Source organism: Psychrobacter immobilis (assembly GCF_904846225.1).
Lineage (GTDB): Bacteria > Pseudomonadota > Gammaproteobacteria > Pseudomonadales > Moraxellaceae > Psychrobacter > Psychrobacter immobilis_F.
The window spans coordinates 236,375-260,313 of record NZ_CAJGZJ010000004.1 but is presented as its reverse complement, the minus strand read 5'-3'; the positions used below and the strand labels follow the sequence as shown (position 1 = coordinate 260,313).

At 43.0% G+C, this 23,939-nt stretch carries 21 protein-coding genes and 2 pseudogenes; 5 read left to right on the top strand and 18 right to left on the bottom strand.

The window, feature by feature from the left end; translation table 11 throughout:
• Positions 1-31: 31 nt before the first annotated feature.
• From JMX48_RS05210 to JMX48_RS05200, 3 genes are all read right to left on the bottom strand, one after another.
• On the bottom strand, positions 32-694 hold the full coding sequence (locus tag JMX48_RS05210; RefSeq protein WP_201535145.1) for a PepSY-associated TM helix domain-containing protein: 663 nt from the start codon (positions 692-694) through the stop codon (positions 32-34).
• Positions 695-897: 203 nt separating this feature from the next.
• Complete coding sequence (locus JMX48_RS05205; RefSeq protein ID WP_201535143.1) at positions 898-1,656, bottom strand: sulfite exporter TauE/SafE family protein; 759 nt, start codon at positions 1,654-1,656, stop codon at positions 898-900.
• Positions 1,657-1,904: 248 nt separating this feature from the next.
• On the bottom strand, positions 1,905-2,483 hold the full coding sequence (locus JMX48_RS05200) for a hypothetical protein (protein WP_201535141.1): 579 nt from the start codon (positions 2,481-2,483) through the stop codon (positions 1,905-1,907).
• Between the two features lie 605 nt (positions 2,484-3,088).
• Between JMX48_RS05200 and JMX48_RS05195 the strand changes: the two genes are divergently transcribed.
• Both JMX48_RS05195 and JMX48_RS05190 read left to right on the top strand, forming a co-directional pair.
• Positions 3,089-4,252 carry an iron-containing alcohol dehydrogenase gene (locus tag JMX48_RS05195; protein ID WP_201535139.1) on the top strand — a complete coding sequence of 388 codons (1,164 nt, stop codon included), beginning with the start codon at positions 3,089-3,091 and terminating at the stop codon, positions 4,250-4,252.
• Between the two features lie 71 nt (positions 4,253-4,323).
• The gene (locus JMX48_RS05190; protein ID WP_201535136.1) at positions 4,324-5,223 is read left to right on the top strand and encodes an SMP-30/gluconolactonase/LRE family protein; all 900 of its coding nucleotides are present in this window, start codon (positions 4,324-4,326) and stop codon (positions 5,221-5,223) included.
• 173 nt (positions 5,224-5,396) lie between these two features.
• On the opposite strand, the gene JMX48_RS05185 is transcribed toward JMX48_RS05190, so the two are convergent.
• Positions 5,397-6,251, bottom strand: a complete 855-nt coding sequence (locus JMX48_RS05185) for a patatin family protein (RefSeq protein ID WP_201535134.1) — start codon at positions 6,249-6,251, stop codon at positions 5,397-5,399.
• A 55-nt stretch (positions 6,252-6,306) separates the two neighbouring features.
• On the opposite strand from JMX48_RS05185, the pseudogene JMX48_RS05180 reads away from it, so the two are divergent.
• A pseudogene (locus JMX48_RS05180) lies at positions 6,307-6,438 on the top strand (IS3 family transposase); the annotation flags it as partial.
• Positions 6,439-6,866: 428 nt separating this feature from the next.
• Here JMX48_RS05180 and JMX48_RS05175 read toward each other — a convergent pair.
• The 3 genes from JMX48_RS05175 to JMX48_RS05165 form a co-directional block, all read right to left on the bottom strand.
• Positions 6,867-7,658 (bottom strand): SDR family NAD(P)-dependent oxidoreductase, encoded by a 792-nt coding sequence (locus tag JMX48_RS05175; protein ID WP_201535132.1) that lies wholly within the window; start codon positions 7,656-7,658, stop codon positions 6,867-6,869.
• A 108-nt stretch (positions 7,659-7,766) separates the two neighbouring features.
• Positions 7,767-7,937 (bottom strand): hypothetical protein, encoded by a 171-nt coding sequence (locus JMX48_RS05170; protein ID WP_201535130.1) that lies wholly within the window; start codon positions 7,935-7,937, stop codon positions 7,767-7,769.
• Between the two features lie 16 nt (positions 7,938-7,953).
• Complete coding sequence (locus tag JMX48_RS05165; protein WP_201535128.1) at positions 7,954-8,340, bottom strand: nuclear transport factor 2 family protein; 387 nt, start codon at positions 8,338-8,340, stop codon at positions 7,954-7,956.
• Positions 8,341-8,763: 423 nt separating this feature from the next.
• On the opposite strand from JMX48_RS05165, the gene JMX48_RS05160 reads away from it, so the two are divergent.
• Positions 8,764-9,669: a LysR family transcriptional regulator gene (locus JMX48_RS05160; RefSeq protein WP_201535126.1), complete on the top strand. Its 906-nt coding sequence runs from the start codon at positions 8,764-8,766 to the stop codon at positions 9,667-9,669.
• A 129-nt stretch (positions 9,670-9,798) separates the two neighbouring features.
• Here the strand turns inward: JMX48_RS05160 and JMX48_RS05155 are convergent, their stop codons facing one another.
• The 9 genes and pseudogenes from JMX48_RS05155 to JMX48_RS05115 all read right to left on the bottom strand — a co-directional run bounded on the left by JMX48_RS05155 (position 9,799) and on the right by JMX48_RS05115 (position 21,252).
• Positions 9,799-11,112 (bottom strand): DUF3100 domain-containing protein, encoded by a 1,314-nt coding sequence (locus tag JMX48_RS05155; RefSeq protein ID WP_201535123.1) that lies wholly within the window; start codon positions 11,110-11,112, stop codon positions 9,799-9,801.
• Positions 11,113-11,142: 30 nt separating this feature from the next.
• Positions 11,143-12,306: a M20 aminoacylase family protein gene (locus tag JMX48_RS05150; protein WP_201535121.1), complete on the bottom strand. Its 1,164-nt coding sequence runs from the start codon at positions 12,304-12,306 to the stop codon at positions 11,143-11,145.
• Positions 12,307-12,485: 179 nt separating this feature from the next.
• Entirely contained in the window at positions 12,486-14,024 is a 1,539-nt protein-coding gene (locus JMX48_RS05145; RefSeq protein WP_201535118.1) for an aldehyde dehydrogenase family protein, read from the bottom strand.
• Between the two features lie 3 nt (positions 14,025-14,027).
• Complete coding sequence (locus JMX48_RS05140) at positions 14,028-14,906, bottom strand: NAD(P)-dependent oxidoreductase (protein WP_201535115.1); 879 nt, start codon at positions 14,904-14,906, stop codon at positions 14,028-14,030.
• A 266-nt stretch (positions 14,907-15,172) separates the two neighbouring features.
• Positions 15,173-15,350, bottom strand: a pseudogene (locus tag JMX48_RS05135) (IS1595 family transposase); the annotation flags it as partial.
• Position 15,351: 1 nt separating this feature from the next.
• A complete protein-coding gene (locus tag JMX48_RS05130) occupies positions 15,352-16,503 on the bottom strand; it encodes an acyl-CoA dehydrogenase family protein (RefSeq protein WP_201535112.1) in 1,152 nt (383 codons plus the stop codon).
• A gap of 165 nt (positions 16,504-16,668) precedes the next feature.
• On the bottom strand, positions 16,669-17,769 hold the full coding sequence (locus JMX48_RS05125) for a CaiB/BaiF CoA transferase family protein (RefSeq protein WP_201535109.1): 1,101 nt from the start codon (positions 17,767-17,769) through the stop codon (positions 16,669-16,671).
• Positions 17,762-19,954, bottom strand: a complete 2,193-nt coding sequence (locus tag JMX48_RS05120; RefSeq protein ID WP_201535106.1) for a 3-hydroxyacyl-CoA dehydrogenase NAD-binding domain-containing protein — start codon at positions 19,952-19,954, stop codon at positions 17,762-17,764. Before JMX48_RS05120 ends, JMX48_RS05125 begins: the two co-directional genes overlap by 8 nt.
• Before the next feature lie 89 nt (positions 19,955-20,043).
• Positions 20,044-21,252 carry an acetyl-CoA C-acetyltransferase gene (locus JMX48_RS05115; RefSeq protein WP_201535105.1) on the bottom strand — a complete coding sequence of 403 codons (1,209 nt, stop codon included), beginning with the start codon at positions 21,250-21,252 and terminating at the stop codon, positions 20,044-20,046.
• 260 nt (positions 21,253-21,512) lie between these two features.
• Here JMX48_RS05115 and JMX48_RS05110 point away from each other — a divergent pair, with 260 nt between their 5' ends.
• Positions 21,513-22,253, top strand: coding sequence for a TetR/AcrR family transcriptional regulator (locus tag JMX48_RS05110; protein WP_201535104.1), 741 nt, complete (start codon positions 21,513-21,515; stop codon positions 22,251-22,253).
• A 164-nt stretch (positions 22,254-22,417) separates the two neighbouring features.
• Here JMX48_RS05110 and ppiC read toward each other — a convergent pair whose 3' ends face one another.
• Together ppiC and rluF are read right to left on the bottom strand one after the other, a co-directional pair.
• Positions 22,418-22,696 carry a peptidylprolyl isomerase PpiC gene (gene ppiC, locus JMX48_RS05105; RefSeq protein ID WP_201535102.1) on the bottom strand — a complete coding sequence of 93 codons (279 nt, stop codon included), beginning with the start codon at positions 22,694-22,696 and terminating at the stop codon, positions 22,418-22,420.
• Positions 22,697-22,927: 231 nt separating this feature from the next.
• Positions 22,928-23,914, bottom strand: a complete 987-nt coding sequence (gene rluF, locus JMX48_RS05100; protein ID WP_201535100.1) for a 23S rRNA pseudouridine(2604) synthase RluF — start codon at positions 23,912-23,914, stop codon at positions 22,928-22,930.
• Positions 23,915-23,939: the final 25 nt, after the last annotated feature.

Below are 23,939 nucleotides of genomic sequence, written 5' to 3'. Positions count from 1 at the left end.
GTGGTTTGATTATTATCGTCAAGCTGCATAACTAAAATCTCCCAAGTTTAACTATACGGATTTGACGGCAGGGGTCAGATATCCAGCTGCCTAATGTGGCGTGTATAGTTCGAAAAAATGAACGCTTTTGTTTTAGGCTTGTATTATCATCAGGCACTAACATCGCTTTGACAGACTTGCGTTTTTTCCACCATAAATACCAACCCGTCAGAATCATCAAAACGGTCAAAGACGCTGTCGTTTCTTGAATATAGTCACCCACTGTCCCTAATAGCAAATCACCATGAATCGCATCAAAAGTATGATATAAATTACTTTGCGTCGGTATGCTTTTTACAATCTCTGCGGTATAAGGGTCAACAGCGACCATGTTATTTTGAGTTTCTGATTTCACTTGAAATAAAGCAACCGTATTTGGCTCTCGAGGCGCCACATACTTGACAAGCGTACTATTGGGAAGACTCTCAAGAGCCGCCTTGGCTTGAGTAGAAACCGTCGTTTGTACCGTAGACTGCGGGGTAATCGTCAAGCGATCGTAGTCGCGACCTGTAATGTTGGACATGAGCAACATACCTAGGGCGCTACAAGCCAAGATAATCAAAAATGGTGCTATAAAAATACCTGAATAAAAATGCCAACGCCATACGGTAAAGTAATGCTGATTGTTCTTTGGTTTTTGGCTTTGTCTACTCATCAGTAGATCCTTAAATAATAATTGGTTATACCGCTCTGTTCTCGAATCGGTGTTCATTATCTGGCTTATTAGCTTTAGGCATGCTTTATCAAGGTTCATTAAATATAAAAAATGCCGACGTTATGCTACCTACCACTATATTGAAGCGATACCAAGATCAGAAGCTTTGAGTTTTTTTGAAATTACCTGGCTAAGAGGTATATTTATTGCTCATGATTCATTTGCTCATGATTCATTTGCTCATGATTCATTTGTTCATGATTCATTTGCCCATGATCCATATTTCCATGCATATTGGCCATGACCATAGGCACAGCGACAACGGCCAGCCCAGATATCATCATAATTGCGCCATTTAATTGTCGTAGGCGCAGACGCCCAATATGATGCCGTACCCAATTGACTGTCCCATGAGTAGCAACCAGCATAGGAATAGTACCCAGCCCAAAAACAAACATTAAAGTAGCACCTGTTAATGGATCATGACCAACGACGGCAATAAGTAATGCACCGTACACCAGACCGCATGGCAGAAATCCCCAAAGCAAACCCGCGGCTAGTGCCTTGGGCACCGTATTTAAAGGAAATACTTTTGTGCGTAGAGGTGCCAATTTTTGCCAAAACTTCATACCAAATCGTTCAAGCTTATTTAAAAAAGGAAGACCGAGCATCGTCAGTCCCACAAAAACCAAGACCAACCCAAGTAAAATGCGAGGTGTGCTATTACTCATCATCAATGGTCCCAATACAGTAATGCCAATCAAACCGGCAACCAATCCTAATAACGCATAACTGAGTAATCGGCCTAGATGGTACGTGGCAATAAGACCACGCTTTTTTGCTGGGCTAATGTCTTTCATAGACAAGCCAAACGCCGCAACAATACCCCCACACATGCCCAAACAATGGGGTGAACCAAAAAACCCCATCAATAATGCTGCAATTAACAATGCCATAGTCATAAAAATGACTCCTAAAACATAAAGTAAATAAGATCAGTCATTCCGTTTTTTGTACCAGAATACATCCTAAGCCATTCATCTGCTCAGACGAGGTACTCACCGAATATTGACCGATATAAATAGATAGCATCTTGATACCCAATATTTTAGGTAAGCCTATACAAACGAGCATAGTGATCAGAGCATCAAATCAGCTCATGGATCAATATCACGTCGGTAATGCTTTATAAATATTGAGCTACAAATGTTTATGCGAATATGGATTGAGGAGGTGCACGTACGAGGGGTCGTAAAAAATTATTGGGATAGTCAATATTTAAGTGGTGTAAAAAAGTGACTAATGGCCCAAATAACTCAATCGATTCTGGTTCAGTGTGTGCAAAAACTTCTGGCACAAGTACCGCAGACATCGAAAGACAAATATCACAGCTGGCATGTTTTGTAGTATCTGGATCAGAACTTTCAACGTTATGATTACTATGCATGGCTTCTGATGAAGCCTTTGCATCGGCAGTTATTAATGGGTTAACGGTTGAAATCGATACTATAGACTTGGGGGCGGCACGGTGATGTAAATGATAAGCCGCACCATCATCAGGTAGATTATATTCTGTGTGAGCTATATCGCGGTGTATCCGCTTATATTGCTTGGCAGCAGCAACAATCGGCGCAAGCTTGATACAGACACCATGACCCAAATGGGCATTATCGTCCCATAAAGGAGTCAGTAACATTGTGGCGTGCATCAGCCAAGCAAAACACGCGAGCAGCATACCAAAGCGCATCATCACTAATGATGAAACCAGTTTGCGACGCTTAGTAGTCATGATAAGGTCATCGTATTACCAACTGTCTGACATAGGCAATATTTGTGGATAAAAATTCTAACGTTGATGCACTATAGAAAGAATACCTAACAAAAAAACATAATATCATAAGAATGCTACTTTATGACAGTGAATAAGATCTTTACAAGCGTTGATGATGCCTTATGAGAATTTTAGCTTCGACTATATTAAAGCTTAATATTGATGAAGATTAGTAGATGAAAGGGGTTTTGGTAAAAATGGGTATACCCCAACGGAACCAGACATTTCATCCCTTAAAACAATTAGGGCTTCTCCTCATTATTTTAAAAATGGTGATAAGAATTCTATAAATGGCAGTCAAACAAGGAAAATGGTGCAGATAATATCGAGATATTAGTGAGCTATTTAACGATATTTGGCAAAATTTAGCCATTTTTAGCCTATTTAGATATTATCGTTTGAATTGAGGACACGCCCTAGAGTGTGATTAATTGATGAATAATACTTAATATGCATGAGTACTAGACAACCCAAAATGATCTTATAGATATGTAAAAATATCCCTGTTATATTAGGTTCATGAAGGCTTAAAATATTCGTTCGTCTATATAAGGAAGCATAGAATGACAGGGATTGAATTTTATACCAATGGTCATATCATCAGTGAAGCTGACAGTATGCGTCAAAAGCTCGGGACGTTAGCTAAGCAATATCATGCGACGTCCGCTATTATCGTTACAGATGCTGGAATCACTCAGCTGGGCTATGTCGATATTGCTCGGCAATCATTGCAAGAAGCTGGTGTTAATGTTGTTGTATTCGATAGCGTCATCGCCGATCCGCCTATTGAAGTCGTCAATGACGCTATTAAAATTGCTAGAAACAACAGCTGTAATCTAATTATTGGTCTAGGTGGCGGCAGCTCTATCGATACTGCAAAAATCGTCGCCTTACATTCAAACGAATTTGAGTCAGTAAACGACATTTTGGATAAAGATGTGAGTGGTTTTCACAAGTCACCTTTGTTTGCGATACCGACCACCGCTGGCACAGGTGCAGAATCTACCTTTGTCTCAGTCATCACCGCAAAAGATGGTAGCAAAAAAGCCATATATACGCCCAAAATCCTGCCTGATGTCGCCATTTTAGATGCGACGCTTACTCTTAAGCTACCTCGTCACATCACTGCTGCAACCGCTTTAGATGCCATGGTTCATTGCATCGAAGCTTACACGAGCCGCACTAAAAAGAACCCTATGTCAGATGCGTTGGCTGTCAAAGGCTTGCAGATGCTATGGAATAATTTTGAGAAAGTATTGAACCAAGGCGATGATATCGATGCTCGCTCTAACATGTTATTAGGCTCAACTTTGGCTGGTATCGCCTTTGTGAACTCATCCGTAGCTGCAGTACATGGACTATCCTACCCGCTTAGTATCAACTTTCATATCCCGCATGGACATGCCAATGCGCTTGTTATGTGCGGTGTCTTTACCTTTAATTTATCAGCAGCAGCCCCTCTTTATGCAGAGCTAGCTCATGCCGTTATGCCGTCCCAGACCTTAGGTATGACAGACTTAGAGGCCGCAAGCTTGTTTATCCAACAATTAAAAATGTTTTTAGAAACGAGTGGCCTTAAATATCGTTTAAACGAATTAGATATAACCGATCAAGACATCCCCGCCTTAGCAGACATCGTGATAAATACTTATGCTCGGCTAATCGCAACCAATCCTAAAGATATGACGTTAAATGAGGTAACAACAATATATGAGGAGATACTCTAAAAAAGAGACTCGTATTATTTAAAACAGCGTTATTTATCAAGGAAGATATCCACTACTCAAAGGAAATAGTTATGTCAGAATACAAATTAAACGTGGTCGTCGATGGCTTTCATTATCTAGAAGGTCCTCGCTGGTACAAAGATGCCTTATGGTTCGTCGATTTTTATACCAAAGGTGTTTACCGTGTGAATGATGAAGGCGTTGCAGAAAAAATTGTTCATATTGAGCAACAACCCTCGGGTTTAGGCTGGCTACCCGATGGTCGTATGCTGGTCGTATCGATGAAAGATCGTAAAGTCCTACGCCTAGAAGACGATGGTGAGTTGGTCGTTCATGCAGATATCTGGGAGCACTGTGATGGACATGCTAATGACATGGTCGTTGCCCCTAATGGTAATGCTTACGTCGGTAACTTTGGCTTTGATCTGATGGGCGGCGCTGACCATAAACACGCGGCTCTTATACTAGTGAAACCTGATGGCAAGTCGCAGATTGTGGCAGAAGGATTGGCTTTTCCAAATGGTATGGTCATCTCTGCTGACCAAAAGACGTTGATCGTCAATGAGTTATTTGGTAATAAAATCTCACAGTTCAATATTAAAGAAGACGGGACTTTGGGAGAGAAGCGTGACTTTGCTAACTTTGGAGAATTAGGAGATGAGCCGAATGTAGGCGCGCGCATAGAAAATGCCAGCATCTTACCTGATGGTCTCGCATTAGATAATGAGGGCGCTGTTTGGATTGCAGATACCTTGAATCAGCGTGCTGTTCGTATAGCAGAAGGTGGTGAAATCTTAGAAACTGTTGGTACGGCACCTGATGGTATTTTTGCAGTGGCTCTTGGCGGACAAGATGGTAAGACCTTGTTTATGTGTGCAGCACCTGATTGGGACGAAGCGTCACGTACGGCTGAGACTAAAGGTCGTATGCTATCTACACAGGTTAAAGTTGGTCATGCTGGTACGCCATAGCTTAATCCTATTTAATAAGTGCTTTATGCTTAGAATTATTAGCCTTCCAACACTATAAGTGCATACATTAATTATGTAGAAAACTACTACTTGATGTGATGCATGAAATAGGGTTTTACTGAATCGTTTTACAACTTATGAGAGGACTAACTAAATAGTAAAGAACCTATAGATTAAAGCTTATGCCAATCTTCCATCGCTTGATATCCAGCCTCTAGCCCTACATCATAGCTATAACGGATTTTAGCTTTATTTTTGGACAATCGACTCGCCATATTTTTTAAGTTAGGTGGACAAACCTCTAAAAGCTTCTGTGATGAGGAAGTCTGTAGAAATTGTACGGCGTCATTATACCGTTGGGTTCTTGTTAGTAGGCTTTGGGAAAAACCATATTGCTGCTTAGCAAAATATTTGGCCAAAAGCTGATCGCCTTTGCGACTTGTTTTAGAGTAATTTTGAGGGCGAGTACGTATGACCATGAGCTTAGCGACATGATCTTGTTGAGCCGCCCAATGCACAGGCAAAGCATCTGCTACACCACCATCAAAATAGGGTTCACCGCATATCTCAACTGCTTGTCGAGTCAGCACTGGAATAGAACTTGAGGCTCTTAATCCATCCAAGATATTGTCTTTAGACGCTTTTATATAGGTAGCCTCGCCTGAAATAGCATGCGTTAATACCATGTAAAATTCCGCAGAATTGGCAAATAACTGTGCTTGATTCAGTGGATATTCTTGTTCCACTACGTTCCACATCCACTTTAAATCCAATAAGTCGCCACCTTTAAAGAAACGACCATAGTGAATAAATTCAGATCGAAGGGAATGATCCAAGTAAATATGCAGAGTGCGACCTTGTTGTGCAGCCAAATAGTTAGCAATATTGGTTGAACCTGAGGAAACCCCCACACAAAGATCAAAAGGATTGAATTGTTGTTCTAAAAAGGTGTCTAAGACCCCACTGGTAAATGCGCCACGCATGCCGCCGCCTTCAACCACTAATGCTTGTCTATTTTGTTTGAACATTGAATACCTCAAATTAATCATTCTAAGTATACTGCTATTATACTGAGCAAACTGTAGTGGTATTACCTATATTTGGACGAATGAGAGCTAGTGGAGGGTCAAGGACTTATACACCAAAAATCTGGTCGACTATACTATCAATAAACGCATGGCAGCAGATTTAATATGCCGTGCACTTAACATGGCTTGAAAAATCAGAAAGCCTCACTACTCTTTATATGAGCAGTGAAGCTTTTTTTTGTCTAATTTTCGAGGATTACAGCGATTTTCAGTATTGGCTATTTAGTGTAACTATAAGTTTAGCTAATATATTAAAAGCCCGAAAATCAGCACCGTGACTAAAACGTGACCATTTCGTGCTTACGCTATAATCACTGATTTTATAATTGACCCCGACTTACTATTTTTCTGCTTCTAAAATACATGGGCATCTCTCGGTGCTCGTTATCCATTATATGAATGAAGTTCTATAAATAAGGTTCTAATAATAAATAGTCATGCTATGGATTCGACCAATTGGTGCGTGTTGATCATTCACAAATAGCTACTGTCAGTATCATGCTCGAATATTCAACACGCCCTAAACTAACAAATTAATTGTTTCTTATATAAGTATTAAATAAACATACCGCCTGACGCTTCGATACGTTGAGCATTAACCCAACGACTATCATCCGAAATAAGCGAAGCAATAACAGCACCAATATCATCAGGCAGTCCTGCCCGTCCTAATGCTGTGACTGAAGAAACAAACTGATTTAGATCTTCCATATCTCGCACTGCACCACCACCAAAGTCAGTCTCGATGGCGCCTGGTGCGATAGTATTCACACGAATACCACGAGCACCAAATTCTTTGGCCATGTAATGTGTCATTACTTCTACACCGCCTTTCATCATGGCATAGGCCGCATAGCCTGGTAATGAAAACCTTGTCAGCCCGCTAGATACGTTTAATATGCTACCACCATCGGCTAAAAGAGGAAGTACAGTCTGAGTCAAAAAGAATGGCCCTTTAAGATGAATTCGCATCAACTCATCAAATTGAGACTCGCTTGTAGATTCAAGTGGCGCATGAATTCCGATTCCTGCATTATTAATCAAATGATCGAAACTATCGCGCTGCCAGTGAGTCAACAAAACCTGCTGCAAAGACGCTTTAAAAGCAGGAAAATTTGCGGTATCACTAACATCCAGCGCTATTGCGACAACCTGTCCTCCTAAGACACGTACTTCTTCAGCCACCGCTTCAGCTTCTGCTTTATTGGTACGATAAGTAATCACCGTATCAATGCCACGACTAGCGAGATGAAGCGCAGCGCTACGACCAAGACCTCGGCTTCCGCCTGTTATCAATGCAACTTGATCTTTATTTTTACCTGTTATTTCTGTCTTGTTTATATTCATCGTGAGCATCCTGTATTGTTAAAAAATATCCTAAAACAATATGCAATTCGGTCCATAGACAAACTCTTTTTTGAAAGAATCATCAATGGACCGAATGTTAATTCCTATTTAAACGAAGTTAGTCGCAGACAAGGTTCCAAACAGTAAGCTTGCAAACATGCCACCAACAGCCAATGAACCTAGATTCACTGCAAAATAGCCTGCGTCACCCATCCATTTACTCATGCCTGCTGTCGCCGACGCATCATCACCAGAATAAACAAGCTCTTGTCTAAGCATATTCAGAAAGGCTATTTTACATCGCATCACTAACGATTTTACTATCAACAAATTGTTCAAAACTTATAATTTTGCTATCTTCCAATTTCCATAGATGAGCCACTCTGGCCTCAAAGAACTTGCCAGTTGCTTTGTTAGTAGCGCTATAAGTGCCGTAAGCAAAAACTTTATCGCCAGCAGCAACATAGTCTTCTACCGCAAAATTAAAGCCATCCCACTCACTGCCCAGACGCGCAAAAACGTTTTTTTCAATGGCGTCAAAGCCTTGGTACGTTCCCGCATAAGGAAAACCAGCTGCTTCGGTCCACAGTGTTTCACTTGTTGTGTGGCGTTTGAGATTTGCACCATTTTCTTCTGCGGTTTTACCTTCGTAGGTACTTTTTATAATATCAAGATTTGTCATTGTTTTTGTTCCTAGATTAATAGTATTTGGAAATAGAAAATAACACCACTATTTCACCTCAGCTTGTCATATCTTGTATGATTTTCTGTAAAATCAAGGTCTATAAATATAAGGGGTGACACTGGTTATAAATTCAAACCCATGCTTTTCAGCTATACTATATGAAATCTATCCCATATAAATGATTGAAGGTAAAGTCTCGTTATAAAATTTCTGTGCTATAAGCTATGATTTTTTTGGTTATGATGAACGTCTCATTGAGTCGTTAGTTTACCAAGTTTATCTGTAAGGTTTTTTCAGCATAGCTCAGTCTTATAGTTCGATGAGCCTATGGCGCTTAGTTTCTTGCCAATGCTAACGGAGAGGATAGTGGCAAAGTGCTGCCCTTATTCAATGAAACCAAGAACAGAGCAAGAGGAAATAATGACGGAGATTAATGGAAAGCGGTTATGCTATCTTTATGAGGCGGTAACGATGGGTACGATCAGGGCTGCAGCAGATAAGCTCAATATCGCTCCTTCGGCCATTAGTCGGCAAATATCTCTGTTAGAGGAAGAATTAGCCTGCACTCTTATTGAACGGCACCGCAAAGGAGTAACGCCGACAGAAGCTGGTAGTATTCTCTTACAGTTTTATCGGGAATCACTCTCCGCTGAAGAGACTTGTGTTTCCAAATTACAGGCGCTGTTGGGATTACAGCAAGGTCATATCAAGTTAGCAGTGGGTGATGGTTTTGTTGGGGATTTGATGTTGGGACCATTATCTGATTTTGCCCGTTTATATCCGGCGCTGACACTTTCAATCAGTACTGGTGGATCAAACGAAGTGATTCGTCAGGTTGAAGAAGATGAAGCGCATATAGGGCTAGTGTTCCATTCTAGTAGTCACCCGCGCATCCGTTCACAGGCTGTCAGTCGTCAGCCAATGTATATTATTATTTCGCCCGACCACCCGCTAGCCGATCGAAATAAACCATTACAGTTAAAGGAGCTTCTAGAATATCCGGTGGGGCTGGCTGAAAGTCGTTTTGGTGTACGTCAGTTACTAGCAATGGCCGAATTTCAACAAAAGATTCGATTTAATCCTATTCTAACCACTGACTCATTCGCTGTACTAAAGAATTTCGCCCGCTCAAATATGGGATTTACCTTTCTACCATATTTTGTCGTGTCCAAAGAAGTGAAAGACGGCCATTTGATAGCAATTCCTATCGACAATACGCTACTGGCAAGCGGTGAAGCTCATCTCGTAACTCGGTTGGGCCGTCATCTATCGCACGGCCCGCATGAATTACTACAGCATATGAAGTCATGGATGAAAGTTTTGTAAGCATACTGCATGCCAGTAATATCTAGAAACCCCTTCCATCCATCCTATCGTTAGTAGCGATCCAAAGTGCTTGGATTTCCAAGTACATCATATCACCGCGCAGCCACTGATTGAACGCCTTTGCGCCTTTTATAGCGTAGCTTGAGCGATGATGGCAGAACCCAAGAAAGTGCCAGTAAAGGTAAGTAGCGCAACCACGGCAATTTTAAATCCAGACTTCTTGAACAAATTCACCTCCATCTGAGAAATTGCAAACCCTGCATAGGCAAGTACAGGCGTGATAAGTTGTAATACGCCTAACTTATCTGTTTCTACTAGGACATACTCGCTCATTGGAAACTGTGGCAAAGATATCAAAATAGCCACAATTGATATCCAAGCAATAGCGGGGACATTGACAGGAATGACTTCCTTTAATAGGACGCCAACGATACAACAAGCGAACAGAATCAACATGGCAGGTAGTGCAGAGATTGGATTGACGCCTTGCCCTACCCAATTACTTAGTAATAAGACTATGCATATTACCGCTAACAGCGATAAGGACTGCCATACTGATAAAATAGATTGTTCTGGTATTTTTAGATCAGGATCTGTTTTCGTAGCAGCGGTACTATCATTCTTCTTAAATTTGCTAAGGACTTTATATAAAAACTCTGTGAATGGTAGAGCAACAAATAAACTGACGAACAGCCCTGTGGCGTAAGTCAGTAAGTTAGAGGTTGCTGCAAACGCAGTGATCGTTTCCGCTTGAGCAGGCACAGTTTCTGCGAGCGCGGCCGAACAGGCACCCATCATACTACCACTACCGATACCACAAGCCATTGCTAATGCACGAATATCCATGATATCCATAGAGGCAATAATACCCGCCATTAATGAGAAGTAAATCGCGCCAAACAACGTACCCATTACATAGACACCCATTACACCAATACCTTCGGCGCTCTGAAGTCCATACTTATCAGCAATGAGCGCAATATTAGGTTCACGAGCAATTGAGTGAGTAGCACCAATAGCCTCTCTTCCCATTCCAAACACCAATACAGCAACAGGTAAGGCAATAAGGGCAGTCGCTACGTTGCCTAATTCTTGTAGCAACAAAGCGGGACCTGCGGCTATTATTTCTTCGACTTTAGGGCCGACACCAACGCCAAATTTTGCAATAAACGGCATGATACTCAAGAGAACAGCATAGCTTGCAAATTTTGCTCGGTCTTTGGAGATGACCGCTTTCATTGAGGGTATAACGTTGGGGTTCAACAATATCGTAAATATGAATGCGTATAGCAAAGGCAGTAAGACTAATGTACCAATACCAATTGGAATCTTGATGATCCCTATCCATTCTGCAAGTAGCGATGTAATAATCACTAGTAAATGCAGCTTCCAATCAAATAAGTGCTTCGTCATTGTGCTTGATAGTACAGTGGTATTATTCATAGCAACTCCTTTTGCATTTTATGATTTGGTTTATGCAGAAATTTTTGGTAATTGAGACTCAACTAAAGAAACCCATACTTTGATACCCGTCTCAATAGCATCGTCATTAAAATCATAAGACGCATTGTGTAATGGTTTTGAGGGATTGCTACCATCAACACCTAACCAAAAATAAGCGCCTTTAACGGCTTGACTCATGAATGAAAAATCCTCAGAAGCCATTGATGGCTCTACCTCAGTTTTTACTTTATCAGCGCCCAACACTTTCGTAGCAGCCTCTTTGATTTCAAGATAGGCTTGACTGTCATTAGTGGTCACTGGATAGCGAATATGGTAATCCATCTCACCTGTGACACCATATAAAGGCGGTAGCGCTTTAACCATTTCTGTGAGCATATCCTGCATGGACTGGCGTACGTCCATATCAAAGCTGCGAACCGTTCCTTTTAGAATAGCGTAGTCAGGGATGACGTTGGTCGTGTCGCCACTATTCATTTGAGTGACGCTAATGACGCCTGATTTGAGGGGAGATATTCGACGAGAGATAATAGACTGAATATTAGTAATCAATGCCGCGCCTGCTGCTATAGGATCAGCCCCTAAATGTGGCATGGCTGCATGAGTGCCTTTGCCAGTCAAAGTAATCTCAAAGGTATCAAAAGATGCCATCATAGGTCCGTTATTGACCGCAATCTCTCCCACAGGTAATCCTGGCCAGTTATGTAACCCGTAGATAGCGTCCATAGGAAACTTATCAAACAACCCATCATTAATCATTGCCTGTGCGCCGCCTAAGACTTCTTCAGCAGGTTGAAATATAAAATGAATGGTGCCGCTAAAATCTTTGTTTTGGCTGAGATGCTTTGCCGTACCAAGCAGAACTGAGGTGTGACCATCATGACCACAGGCATGCATACAGTTTTCATGAGTGGATTTATAATCAACGTTGTTTTGCTCTTTTATTGGTAAAGCATCGATATCAGCTCGTATTCCAATATTGGGGCCTGAGCCATTCTTCAGCGTACCGACAACTCCAGTACCGCCCAACCCTTGATGCACTTCGATCCCAAAGGATTGTAACTTGTCGACGATAAATGATGACGTCTTGAACTCTTTAAAACCAAGCTCTGGTTGACTATGAATCTGCTTACGCCACTGCTTTACTTCACCCAGCAGGGTTTCGTTAATTAACATGTGTCTTCTTCCTTTTATATTACCAAACGGGAAACAACAAAAGCCAAAACTTAAAAATTAAATCGTCCATGCCAAAATTAATGGTCTAGACAGAATATAAAAAAACAGGAAATGGCATTTTAGATAATCTATTTAAGACAGCCTGATGCCAGACCTTAAAATACTATTAACCAAATGCCCTATTGAATTGAATAACCAAATTGGATAGCAGAATCTTTTGCGGTTTCGACCCAGACACTTTTAGTCTGTGTATATTCGAGCAAACCTTCGTAGCCACTAGATCGGCCATAGCCGCTCTCGCCAAAGCCACCAAACGGCGACATGACATTGATTGCTTTATAGCTATTTATCCAGAATGTGCCCGCATTTATTTGAGCGGCCATCCGATGCGCGCGGCCGACATCAGCCGTCCAAACGGCACCCGCTAAACCAAACCGACTATCATTGGCTAACGCTACCGCTTCTTCTTCGTCATCAAATAAAATGACAGAGACAACAGGTCCAAAAATTTCTTCCTGTGCGACTCGCATATTATTTGTCACATTGGCCAAAACGGTTGGCTGATAAAAATAACCATTTTCACCGCCACGAATGTCACCTGACTTTCCGCCTGCGGCAACAACAGCGCCTTCAGCAATACCGTCAGCAATTAACGAGTGCACGTGATTAAACTGTTTTTGATTATTAATCGGTCCCACCATCGTGCCTTCATGCCATGGCAAACCCACGGGCAACTTGCTGGCTGCCGAGGCAACACGTTCCACGACTTCTGTATAGACATCGCGATGAACCAATAACCGAGAACCCGACACACAGCTCTGTCCAGCGGCAGAAAACACCGCAGCTTGCGCGCCCACTACCGCACGATCAAGATCGGCATCAGGGAAAATGATATTGGCTGACTTACCACCCAGTTCTAATACGCAAGGGATGACACGTTGTGCAGCTGCCGAAGCAATGAGAGCACCGGTCTTTGGCGAACCGACAAAAACCACTTTTTTAGTTGCTGGATTGCTAATTGCGGCAGCGCCTGTCGTGTGCCCTAGCCCATTAATGACATTTACCAAACCACGCGGGATGCCTGCTTGCTCGAGAATTTTAGCGAGTACTGTGGAGCTTAGTGGAGTTAATTCAGATGGCTTCAGTAAGACGGCATTTCCGGCGCAGATGGCTGGCGCTATCTGCCAGCCTCCGGTAAATATAGGCGCGTTCCAGGGGGTGATTTGAGTCACTACACCATAAGGCTCATGACGAGTGTAGTTTAAATGGTTTGTTGGTACGGGAATGACTTGTCCCATAATTTTGTCACACCAACCAGCATAGTATTCAAACATATCGGCAACTTTTGCCACCTCAACCCGGCAATCACGAATAGGCTTACCTGCAGATATGCACTCTAGGCGTGCTAGAGGTTCTGCGGCTTCGCGTATTTTCATACCGCACTTCCACATTAACTGACCTCTTGCACTAGCGGTCATTGACAACCATACTTTTTGAGCTTTTATAGCGGCATCGGCGGCTGTTGCAACAAGACATTCCCCCGCATCACGATAGCTTAAAAACACCTGACCAGTTGCTGGGTTAATCAGCTCGATATCGTCTCCATTACCTGCAACCAATTCTCCATCAATCCAGCTGCCAAACCCTGAAGTACCTAGCAGTTCATTAAGCAATATGTCAACTTGCTGCTCACCATTTCCTTCTACGATAAAACTCATAATCTATTCTCCCAAGCCAGCATTTTTGATAATGCAGTTAAAATCATCCTGATCAGAAATGTTTTCTTCGCTCTGCGCCCAAATTTTGGCTACTTTTTCAGCTATAGGTAGATCCAAGCCCATCTCACCGATCATATTTTTTGCCAGACGCACGTCTTTACGCATCAGCTGCATAGTGAAACCAGAATCAAAACCTTTATTGAGAATCCAACGAGGGAAATTAACTTCACTGATCGCACTATGACCTGAACCGGCGTTCAAACCAGCAATAAGATCTGCAGGATCGAGCCCTGCTTTGGTACCGAGAGCGATTGCTTCGGCGGTGGTCACTAGATGTGCGGCACATAGTAGATTATTGATCAGTTTAGCTGCATGTCCATTGCCAGATTGTCCCATGTAGACCACTTTTGAACTCAAAGCGTCTAGATACAACTGTGCACGTTCAAGGGAACTAGGTTCACCGCCAACAAGCATCACCATAGTACCGGCTTCAGCGCCTGCCGGACCACCACTGACAGGGCAATCTAATAACTGATGGCCTAACTGATCCAGCTCTATCGAGAGTGCCCGCGTCACCTCTGGTTCTGAGGTAGAAGTATCGATAATCAGGGTTTTAGGCTGAGCACAGTCAATGATGCCACCTTTGCCTTTGACCACTGCTTGTACATGCTTTGCCATTGGCAAAGATAGAATGATGACGCTAGATTCAGCACACAGCGCTTTAATATCTGCAACAACATTCACGCCTATTTCTTTGGCGGCTTGGCGTTGTGCTGCCCCTATGTCCGTGCCAAACACTTTGAAGCCCTCGCGAAGCAAAGACTGAGCCATACCGTTACCCATACGACCTAACCCGACGATACCGATAGTTTTATTAGTCATACCTACCTCCTTGTTTTAGTACTTTCTGTCACTTTATTATGACTAATAAGTCATTAATCATAAGCATAATAAGCAACCTTTTGTGTTCTAAAAAAGGCAACACCTTTATAAAAAATATAGTGAGTTATGAGCAATATTTGACCAAGCTTTATGACGCACAGATAAAGAAAGCAAGTAGCTAAGTACCAGTTATCAAAAAAGCCAGACAACTTAGCTGTCTGGCTTTTCCATTTATGAAAATATCTTGGGGCTTTAGTAGATAAGGATTAAATATTGCACCATATTCTCAGACTTTTTAAGCTAATTAGAGGGTAAGTCATAGTTAAATCTAAACTTGTACTCTTTTAAAAATAAATGGAAATGCTTCTTATCAACTCTATTATATTTTCTAAATGTTCGTTTAGACTGATTCCAAAAGCTTTCAATGCCATTGATGTGATCGTTTTTACATAAAGCGTGATGCCAGCTCCTTCATGATTTCGTTAGTACCGCCATAGATTTTTTGTACCCGAGCATCAGCATAGAGTCGAGCAATAGGATATTCCATCATATAGCCGTAACCACCGAATAACTGCACGCATTCATCCATCACATCACACTGTTTTTGGGTGACCCAATATTTGATTAGCGCGGCGTGCTGTACGGTGAGATTCTTCTCTAACAAGGCTTCTATAGCGGCATCACATAGCGCACTTGCAGCGATATAGTGACTGTTGCACTCAGCTAATTTAAAACGGGTGTTTTGAAAGCCCCACACTGGTTTACCAAAAGCAGTACGCTCTTTGGTATAACTGATCGTCAAATCAAGCGCTAATTTCATAGCGCCAATACCAGCAAGTGCTACGATCAAGCGTTCCTGCGGCAACTCTTGCATCAACTGCATAAAGCCCATACCTTCGACAGTACCGAGCAAATTTGCTTGCGGAACACGCATATTGCTAAAGAATAGCTCTGAGGTATCTTGTGAAGCCAAACCTAGCTTTTTCAACTTTTTACCGCGCTCAAAGCCAGGAGAGTTATCCGTTTCTACCACAATTAGCGAGACGCCTTTAGCACCTTGCTCTCTATCCGTTTTACAAGCAACGATGATTAAGTTACCTAGCTGACCATTGGTAATAAAGGTCTTTGAACCATTGATAATATAGTCGTCCCCTTCTTTGACTGCGTAAGTTTTGATGTTTTGCAAATCAGAGCCTGTACCCGGCTCAGTCATAGCAATCGCGCCAATCAGCTCGCCAGTTGCCATCTTAGGTAGCCATTTCTGCTTCTGCGCCTCTGTTCCATGATGCAGGATATAAGGTGCGACGATTCCTGAATGCAAAAAGCCACCAAACCCTGCTTGGTTGGCTTCTGACTGAGCATAAATCAACGCCGCTTCGTGACGAAAATCCCCGCCTGCCCCGCCATATTCTTCTGGCATAGAGGCACATAAAAAGCCCATCTCGCCAGCCTCTAACCACGCTTCCCGATCCAGCATGCCGCTTTCACGCCATTTTTCGTCATGTTGCTCCCAATCTTTAAATAGCTTTAAGGCACTCTCGTGCAGCATGTCAATCTCTTCATCCATCCACTTTGGTTTAAAACAGGCGATAGCCATAAAATCTTCCTTGATTGTTTGTTGAGGTTTGGTTGCATTAAGTTGGTCTGAAACTGATAAAAAATCTTGATTGTGGTCAAACATTTTTCGTTTTATTAAATAAAATTAACTGATGATGAGTAAATGGTAAGCCAATGTCTAAATAATTAATCACTTGTGCTTTTATCAATTCATAAGCTGCCAGCCTAGTGTCGCACTGTATTCATCTTGATGGGCAAACAAAGGATGCGCGCGGGCTTCCTCCAACGTCAGCACGGGAGTCACGCAAACATCTGCTGACTCAAAAACCTGATGCCAAAAGCTAAGCGGCTGGTTAGCAAAGGTATCAGCGACCACTTGAGCCGCTTCTTGACTGTCTGTGGTATTCGGCATGACACCTAGTTGCCAGTGTTTGGTTTTAAGCTCAGGCAACTCTAAAACGTCACACAAGCCTTGCCAAAATTTAAGCTCCAATGAGCCCACCGCCATGTAGCGATCGTCGGCTGTTTTATATAAACGATAACAAGGGAGTAATCCCCCTAAAAAGTCATGCTGCGGCTTTGGACTTTTACCAGAGAAGCTTTTTACTAGCTTACCAGTCGCCTTTGGCATAACCATATGCTGATATAAGCTGTGCGTCATACTGACCGCGACGTGACGACCTTTGCCAGTACGCTGTGCTGACAATACGGCGGCCAAAAGGGCAATCACTGCCGTGTCACTACCGCCTGCCAAGTCTGCAAACTGGATATTAGGCATGGCCTGCTCGCCAGCGGCAGTCTTGAGCTGGTCAAGCACGCCGCTCATCGCCATAAAGTTGATATCGTGACCCGCTTTGTCAGCCCAGTTATGTTCAATATGCGGCTTAATTTGAGAGTCATCACTACCATCAGACGCTCCATCAGCGACGCCATAACCAGTAATCGATACCATGACCAGCTTTGGGTTGAGAGCGTGCAAGGTTTTGGCATCCAGCCCCATGCCTTCAAGTACTTCAGGGCGAAAGCTGTCGAGCATCACATCGGCACTTTTTAGATGCGCTTTGATAGTTTCAATGCCTTTAGGATCACGAAAGTCAATCTTCTCAATCGTCTTACCATGATTGAGTGCGCCAAACAGATCACCCAATGCACGAGCAGGATCTCCATTTTTTGGCTCAATTTTAATGATTTCCGCACCCAAATCGGCAAGCAGACGTGTCGCAAAAGGCCCTGGGAGGTTACGCGTCAAATCAACGACGCGCAAACCATCCAAGCAATCTGTCATAGCATTAGCTACATTAGCCATCGACAAACTCCCCGCCTTCCCCATTTCTTTGGGCCATCTCTACTAGGATCTGAGCAGGTTCAAAACGCTCGCCGTACTTGCTAGCAAGTTCGCGGCTACGCTCAACAAACTTCTCGATACCTACTGAGTTGATAAACTGCAACGTACCGCCTTGGTTAGGCGCAAAACCCCAGCCAAAGATAGAGCCGATGTTGGCATCTGCCACGGTACGCACGACATTCTCCTCGAAGCATTTCGCGGTCTCATTCGCTTGAACGTATAATAAACGGTCTACCAAGTCTTGCTGCGATGGTTGCTCCTCTTTAGTCGGATACAGCTCAGTGAGCTCAGGCCATAAGCGTTTTTCAGCATTTTCTGGATAATCATAGAAGCCTTTAGCGACTTTTTTACCTTCGCGGCCAAGCTCACTCACCATTTTTTCAACCACTGGCATCGCAGGGTGTGGTGTGAACGTTTTGCCCTCAGCTTCTAGTGCGCGCTTGGCTTGTTGCATGACGTGTAAGGACAGGCTGAGCGATACTTCATCTTGCAGTGCCAGCGGCGGCATGGGCATGCCAGATTTCATACCAGCCACTTCGATGCTGCGCGGATGTATGCCTTCACTCAACATCGCAATACCTTCTGAGACATAAGTACCGAATACACGAGAAGTATAAAAACCGCGGCTGTCATTGACGACGATAGGCGTTTTAGCAATCTGACCGACATAATCAAAACCTTTGGCTAAGGTTGCCTCATCCGTGTCTTCACCAACGATAATCTCAACCAATGGCATCTTATCGACTGGCGAGAAGAAATGCAGACCGATGAATTGGTTTGGGCGTGTGCTGGCTTTGGCAAGCTCAGTAATAGGCAGCGTCGATGTATTTGAGGCATAAATAGCAGTTTTTGGTATCACTGCTTCAGACTTACGGGTACATTCTGCTTTGATGTCTACATCTTCGAAGACCGCCTCGATAATTAAGTCACAGCCTTTTAGATCATCATAAGAAACCGTCGTTTTAATTTTATCTAACAACGCTTGTTTTTTGTCCTCGTTTGATTGACCACGGCTGATCGCCTTATCTAACAGTTTAGTAGAATAGTTTTTGCCTTTTTCAGCGCCTTCGATAGCCGTATCTAAAAGCACCACTTCTATGCCCGCTTTGGCTGAGACATAAGCGATACCTGCACCCATCATGCCAGCACCGAGAATACCGACCTTTTTAGTTTTATAGCGCTCAAAACCATCAGGGCGCGATTGGCCTTTTTTGATGCTATTAAGCTGTGTCCAAAGCGTATTAATCATATTTTTGGATTCAGGAGACAACATACACGCTGCAAAGTAGCGTGATTCAATCTCAAGACCAGTATCGATATCGACCATGCAGCCTTCAAATACACAAGACATAATGTGGGTGATTGCTGGATAGTTGCCGTGTGATTTTTGATTGGCCATCGCAGGGGCGATAGAGAATATCGGTACTATTTTAGGGTTTTTGCTATCACCACCTGGGATTTTAAAGCCTTTTTTATCCCACGGTTGCTGGGCGGTAGGGTTGGCTATAATCCATGCTTTGGCTTGCGCTAACATATCTGCTTTATCAGTGGCAATGGCATCAATCAGACCGATATCTTTAGCGGCAGCTGGACGCAGCTCTGAGCCTTGGGTCATAAGCTCTAATGCTGCTTGAATACCAACCAAGCGCGGTAGACGCTGAGTACCACCACCGCCCGGCAACAGACCTAGCTTAACTTCTGGCAGACCCAGTTTGGTTTTAGGAGAATCTATGGCGATACGATAATGACAAGCCAAGGCCAGCTCTAGACCACCACCGAGCGCCGTGCCCGTCATGGCAGCGACGACTGGCTTACCAGATAGCTCCAGTTTACGCATACTGGCTTTGAGGTCTTGAGCCAGATCAAACACTTGCTCAGCGGTTTTGATATCCGCTAATGAATCGATATCGGCACCGACGACAAAGGTCTCTTTGCCAGAAGTTAAAATCAAACCTTTGGCAGCGGCATCTGCTATGAAGCTATTGGTCATCTTGGCAAAGGCGTCTGTAAACCCATCGCCGATGACATTCATTTTTCGATCTGCTTGATCGATAATAACGGTGATAATTCCATTATCAGATTCGGCAGAAAAGTGGTCCAATGCATTGATGGCGCTTATGCTATCTTTGGCGCTATTTGTGCTCATGTTAAATCCTTTTTATATTATTGTATTTCGCTTTAATCGCTAAAAACTAATGGCAATCACTAAAAATCTATCATTGCTGTCTATCAGTGCTAGAGACGCTCAATGATAGTCGCAATCCCCATGCCGCCGCCTACGCACAAGGTGATCATCGCTGTTTTTAGATCACGACGTTCAAGCTCGTCTAGCACGGTGGTCATAAGCATCGCGCCTGTCGCACCCAAAGGATGACCCATCGCGATAGCGCCGCCGTTGACATTGACGATATCAAGTGAAATGCCAAAGTCATGCGCGGTATTCATAGGAACCGCTGCAAAAGCTTCGTTGATCTCCCAAAGATCAATATCTGAGGCTTGCATGCCCGCTTTATCGAGGGCTTTTTGACAGGCAGGCGTTGGCCCTGTCAGCATAATGGCAGGTTCTGAGCCGATGACTGAAGCCATAGTGATTTTGGCACGTGGTTTTAGACCAGCTTTGCGCCCAGCAGCGGCGCTACCGACTAAACAGAGCGCTGCGCCATCGACGATGCCTGACGAGTTACCAGCGTGATGGACGTGGTTAACGTTTTCAATGGTGGTGTATCTGTCTAAGATAACGCTATCAAAGCCCATTTTTCCCGGCATGATAAAAGAAGGGTTAAGTCCCGCTAAGGTGGCCACATCAGTGTTCGGACGAATAGTTTCATCTTTATCTAACAGCAGCATGCCATTCATATCAGTGACAGGGACGACTGATTTATCATAGTAGCCGAGCTCCCAAGCATTAGCAGCTCGGCGGTGCGATTCCGTAGCAAATTCATCGACATCCGTACGACTAAAGCCTTTTAACGTTGCGATGGTATCTGCGCCAACGCCTTGCGGAACAAAATGCGTCGCTTCATTGACGCGTGGATCCATATACCACGCACCACCATCAGAACCCATCGGTACGCGACTCATAGACTCCACACCGCCTGCAACCACCATATCTTCCATACCTGACATGACTTTGGCAGCAGCTAGATTGATTGACTCCAGACCAGATGCACAAAATCGAGATAAGGTTAAGCCTGCGACACTCTGATCCCAGCCGGCATCAATGACCGCAATACGCGCAATATCAGAACCTTGTTCGCCAACGGGTGTCACACAGCCAAGCACCACATCATCAACTAAGCTGGTGTCTAAGTTATGTCGCTGCTGCATCTCTTTTAATAAAGTGCGAACTAGCCAAATAGGCGTCGCTTGATAAAGCGAGCCATCTTTTTTTCCTTTGCCACGTGGTGTGCGCAGTGACTCATAAATGTAGGCGGTCTCAGTCATAAAAAATCCCTTTTTGTAGATGATAAATAGAATTGGAAAATAACCGCTATATTATATTTATAATACAATGGTAATATAAATTACCACTATCTATAATAGCTAAAATCTCATTAAATACTAATCTATATGGTTATTATATTAGAAAATTAATACAGCTTGTGCAATCAATTATTTTATAATGGTAATATAGATTATCTTTATTGATTTACTATAAACCCTAGAACTATCCAAAAGCTAATACTATAAAGGAACCATAAGGTATGAAAACCACTCGCTCAAAACCACCACTCAGTGCTGATGGTGGCTCTAATCAAAGCGTTAGCAAGACTCATCCTAAGACTAATAGTAAAACCAATAGTACCGTTTCCAAAAAAGCGGCTCAGAGTAAACCCTTAGCCCTGGCGCCTTTATCAGAGATGCGCTCCGCTACTTTAGACAAAATAGAAAAAGCAGTTCGCCAGTTATTTGCAGGTCATGATGCAAGCGATATCACTATGATACAGATTGCAAATACTGCAAACGTATCGCTACAAACGCTTTATAAATATTTTGGTGATAAGCAAACGGTGCTCTACACTATTATGGATTTGGTACTAGGAAGGTTGGCGGCGAGAATGATGGATCATCTACAAGGCATTGATAGTATCGAGGATCGCTTACGCAAAACTTTGTGGGTGTGTTTGGATTTTGTAGATACTCAACCTGACGCGGTGATGGTGCTATCGAAAGTGTCGATAGCGCGTTTTCATAATATTGCCATTTATAAGAATAAAGAGCTTATTAATGCGTTTTTGAGTGTACTAGAGGATGGTCAGAAGCGAGGGGTGCTCGTTGATACCGTACCACTGCATATTCTATTTGATGTGTTTATGGGGTTCGTTAGTCGACTCGGTATTATGCAGAATATTCGTCAAGCAGATACGCCGCTAAATGCGAATTTTGATGTTTTATTCGGTATGTTGTGGCGCTCGATGTCTAAGCCTGAAATATCAGCACCCTAAAGTAGCACACACGTTGTTGTCAGCATTGATTATAGTAATCTATACGCGAGAAACCGTAGAAGTGATCAGAAATAAAAAAGCTGAAGCACTTTACTATAAAGAGCTTCAGCTTTTGATACATTAATATATTTTTGGGCAACGCTAATGGTTGCGGTGTCTAACACTTACGTCCTGTAAAGCACTTTAACCACATGCCAGCCAAACTTGGTTTTCACTAAATGCGGGGTAAAGAGTTCGCCGTTGAAGCAGATTTTATCGAATGCCGGTACCATTTGGCCTTGTTTAAACTCCCCTAAGTTGCCGCCTTTTTTACCTGATGGGCAAGTTGAATGTTTCTTAGCCAGCACATCAAACTGCGCACCTTTTTTAAGCTTGGCAAGAATATCATCTGCCAGTTCTTTGTCTTTTACTAAAATATGTAATGCGCTAGCGGTACGAGCCATAATGCAAATCCTTCATGAAATATCGATTATCGAGGCATTATATCACTACTTACTTTGGTTGCTAACCTAACTTGCATCCTTTGCTTCATCAAATTTACTATAGCTGGTAAAAAGTTAAATCGATACATCAATCGTCAGATGCCACTATACAATAGGCTTTACGCGGCATCTTTTATTAGGTGTCCTAAATTGATAAGCCACGATAAATTAAGTCGATGGTTTTGAGAAGCGTTACCGCTTAGAACCTCGACCTTTCGAAGGGCGTCTACCATTTGCAGTAGGTTTGCCATTGCCACCAGACTTTTTGCCATCACCAAAAGGACGCCTATTTTTATCTTTAGTACCTGTTGGTTTTCTAGCACCATCTTTGACGTGTTTGCCATTTCCCTTTGCAGTGCCCGTTGATTTTGGAGACGCTTTTGACTTTGATGAGCTATCAGTACGAGCGTTTTTTCGGGGCGCATTACGAGATTTCTTGGCAGGATTACTGGCTTCAGAAGAAGAATCTTCTATAGATTTAAGTAAAACAGACAACTCTTTTGGGGTTAAGTCTCGCCAGTCGCCAACAGGAGTGCCCTTCAGACTCACATTCATAATCCGTGTACGCTCAAGCTTTGTGACTTCATAGCCAAAGTGCTCACACATGCGACGAATTTGACGGTTCAAACCTTGCACTAACGTGATATTGAATACGTTAGGCGCCACCTTAGTCACTGGGCATTTTTTGGTCATCTTGCCCAGCATGGGCACGCCACCCGCTAAACCCTCAATAAAAGTATCCGTTATCGGCTTATTCACCGTCACCAAATACTCTTTCTCGTGATTATTACCAGCACGTAATACCTTGTTCACCAAATCGCCATTGCTGGTCAAAAAGATTAAACCTTGGGAATCTTTGTCCAAACGGCCAATCGGAAAAATACGTACCGAATGTCTAACAAAATCAACAATGTTGTTTTTCTCAGAGCTTTCCGTAGTGCTCACAATGCCTACTGGCTTATTCAATACAATAAAAACAAAATCATCGGCCTCTCGTGGCTCAATGAGCTGCCCGTTGACTTTTACCGTATCTCCAGCAACCACTTGCGCGCCAACTTGAGCACGCTTGCCATTGATGTACACATTGCCTTGTTCAATAAAGCGATCAGCGTCTCGCCTGGAGCAAATACCACTTTCGCTGATGTATTTATTTAAACGAGTCGAGGAAGCGTTAAACATAAAGCACCGTTTTACCTGATAAAAA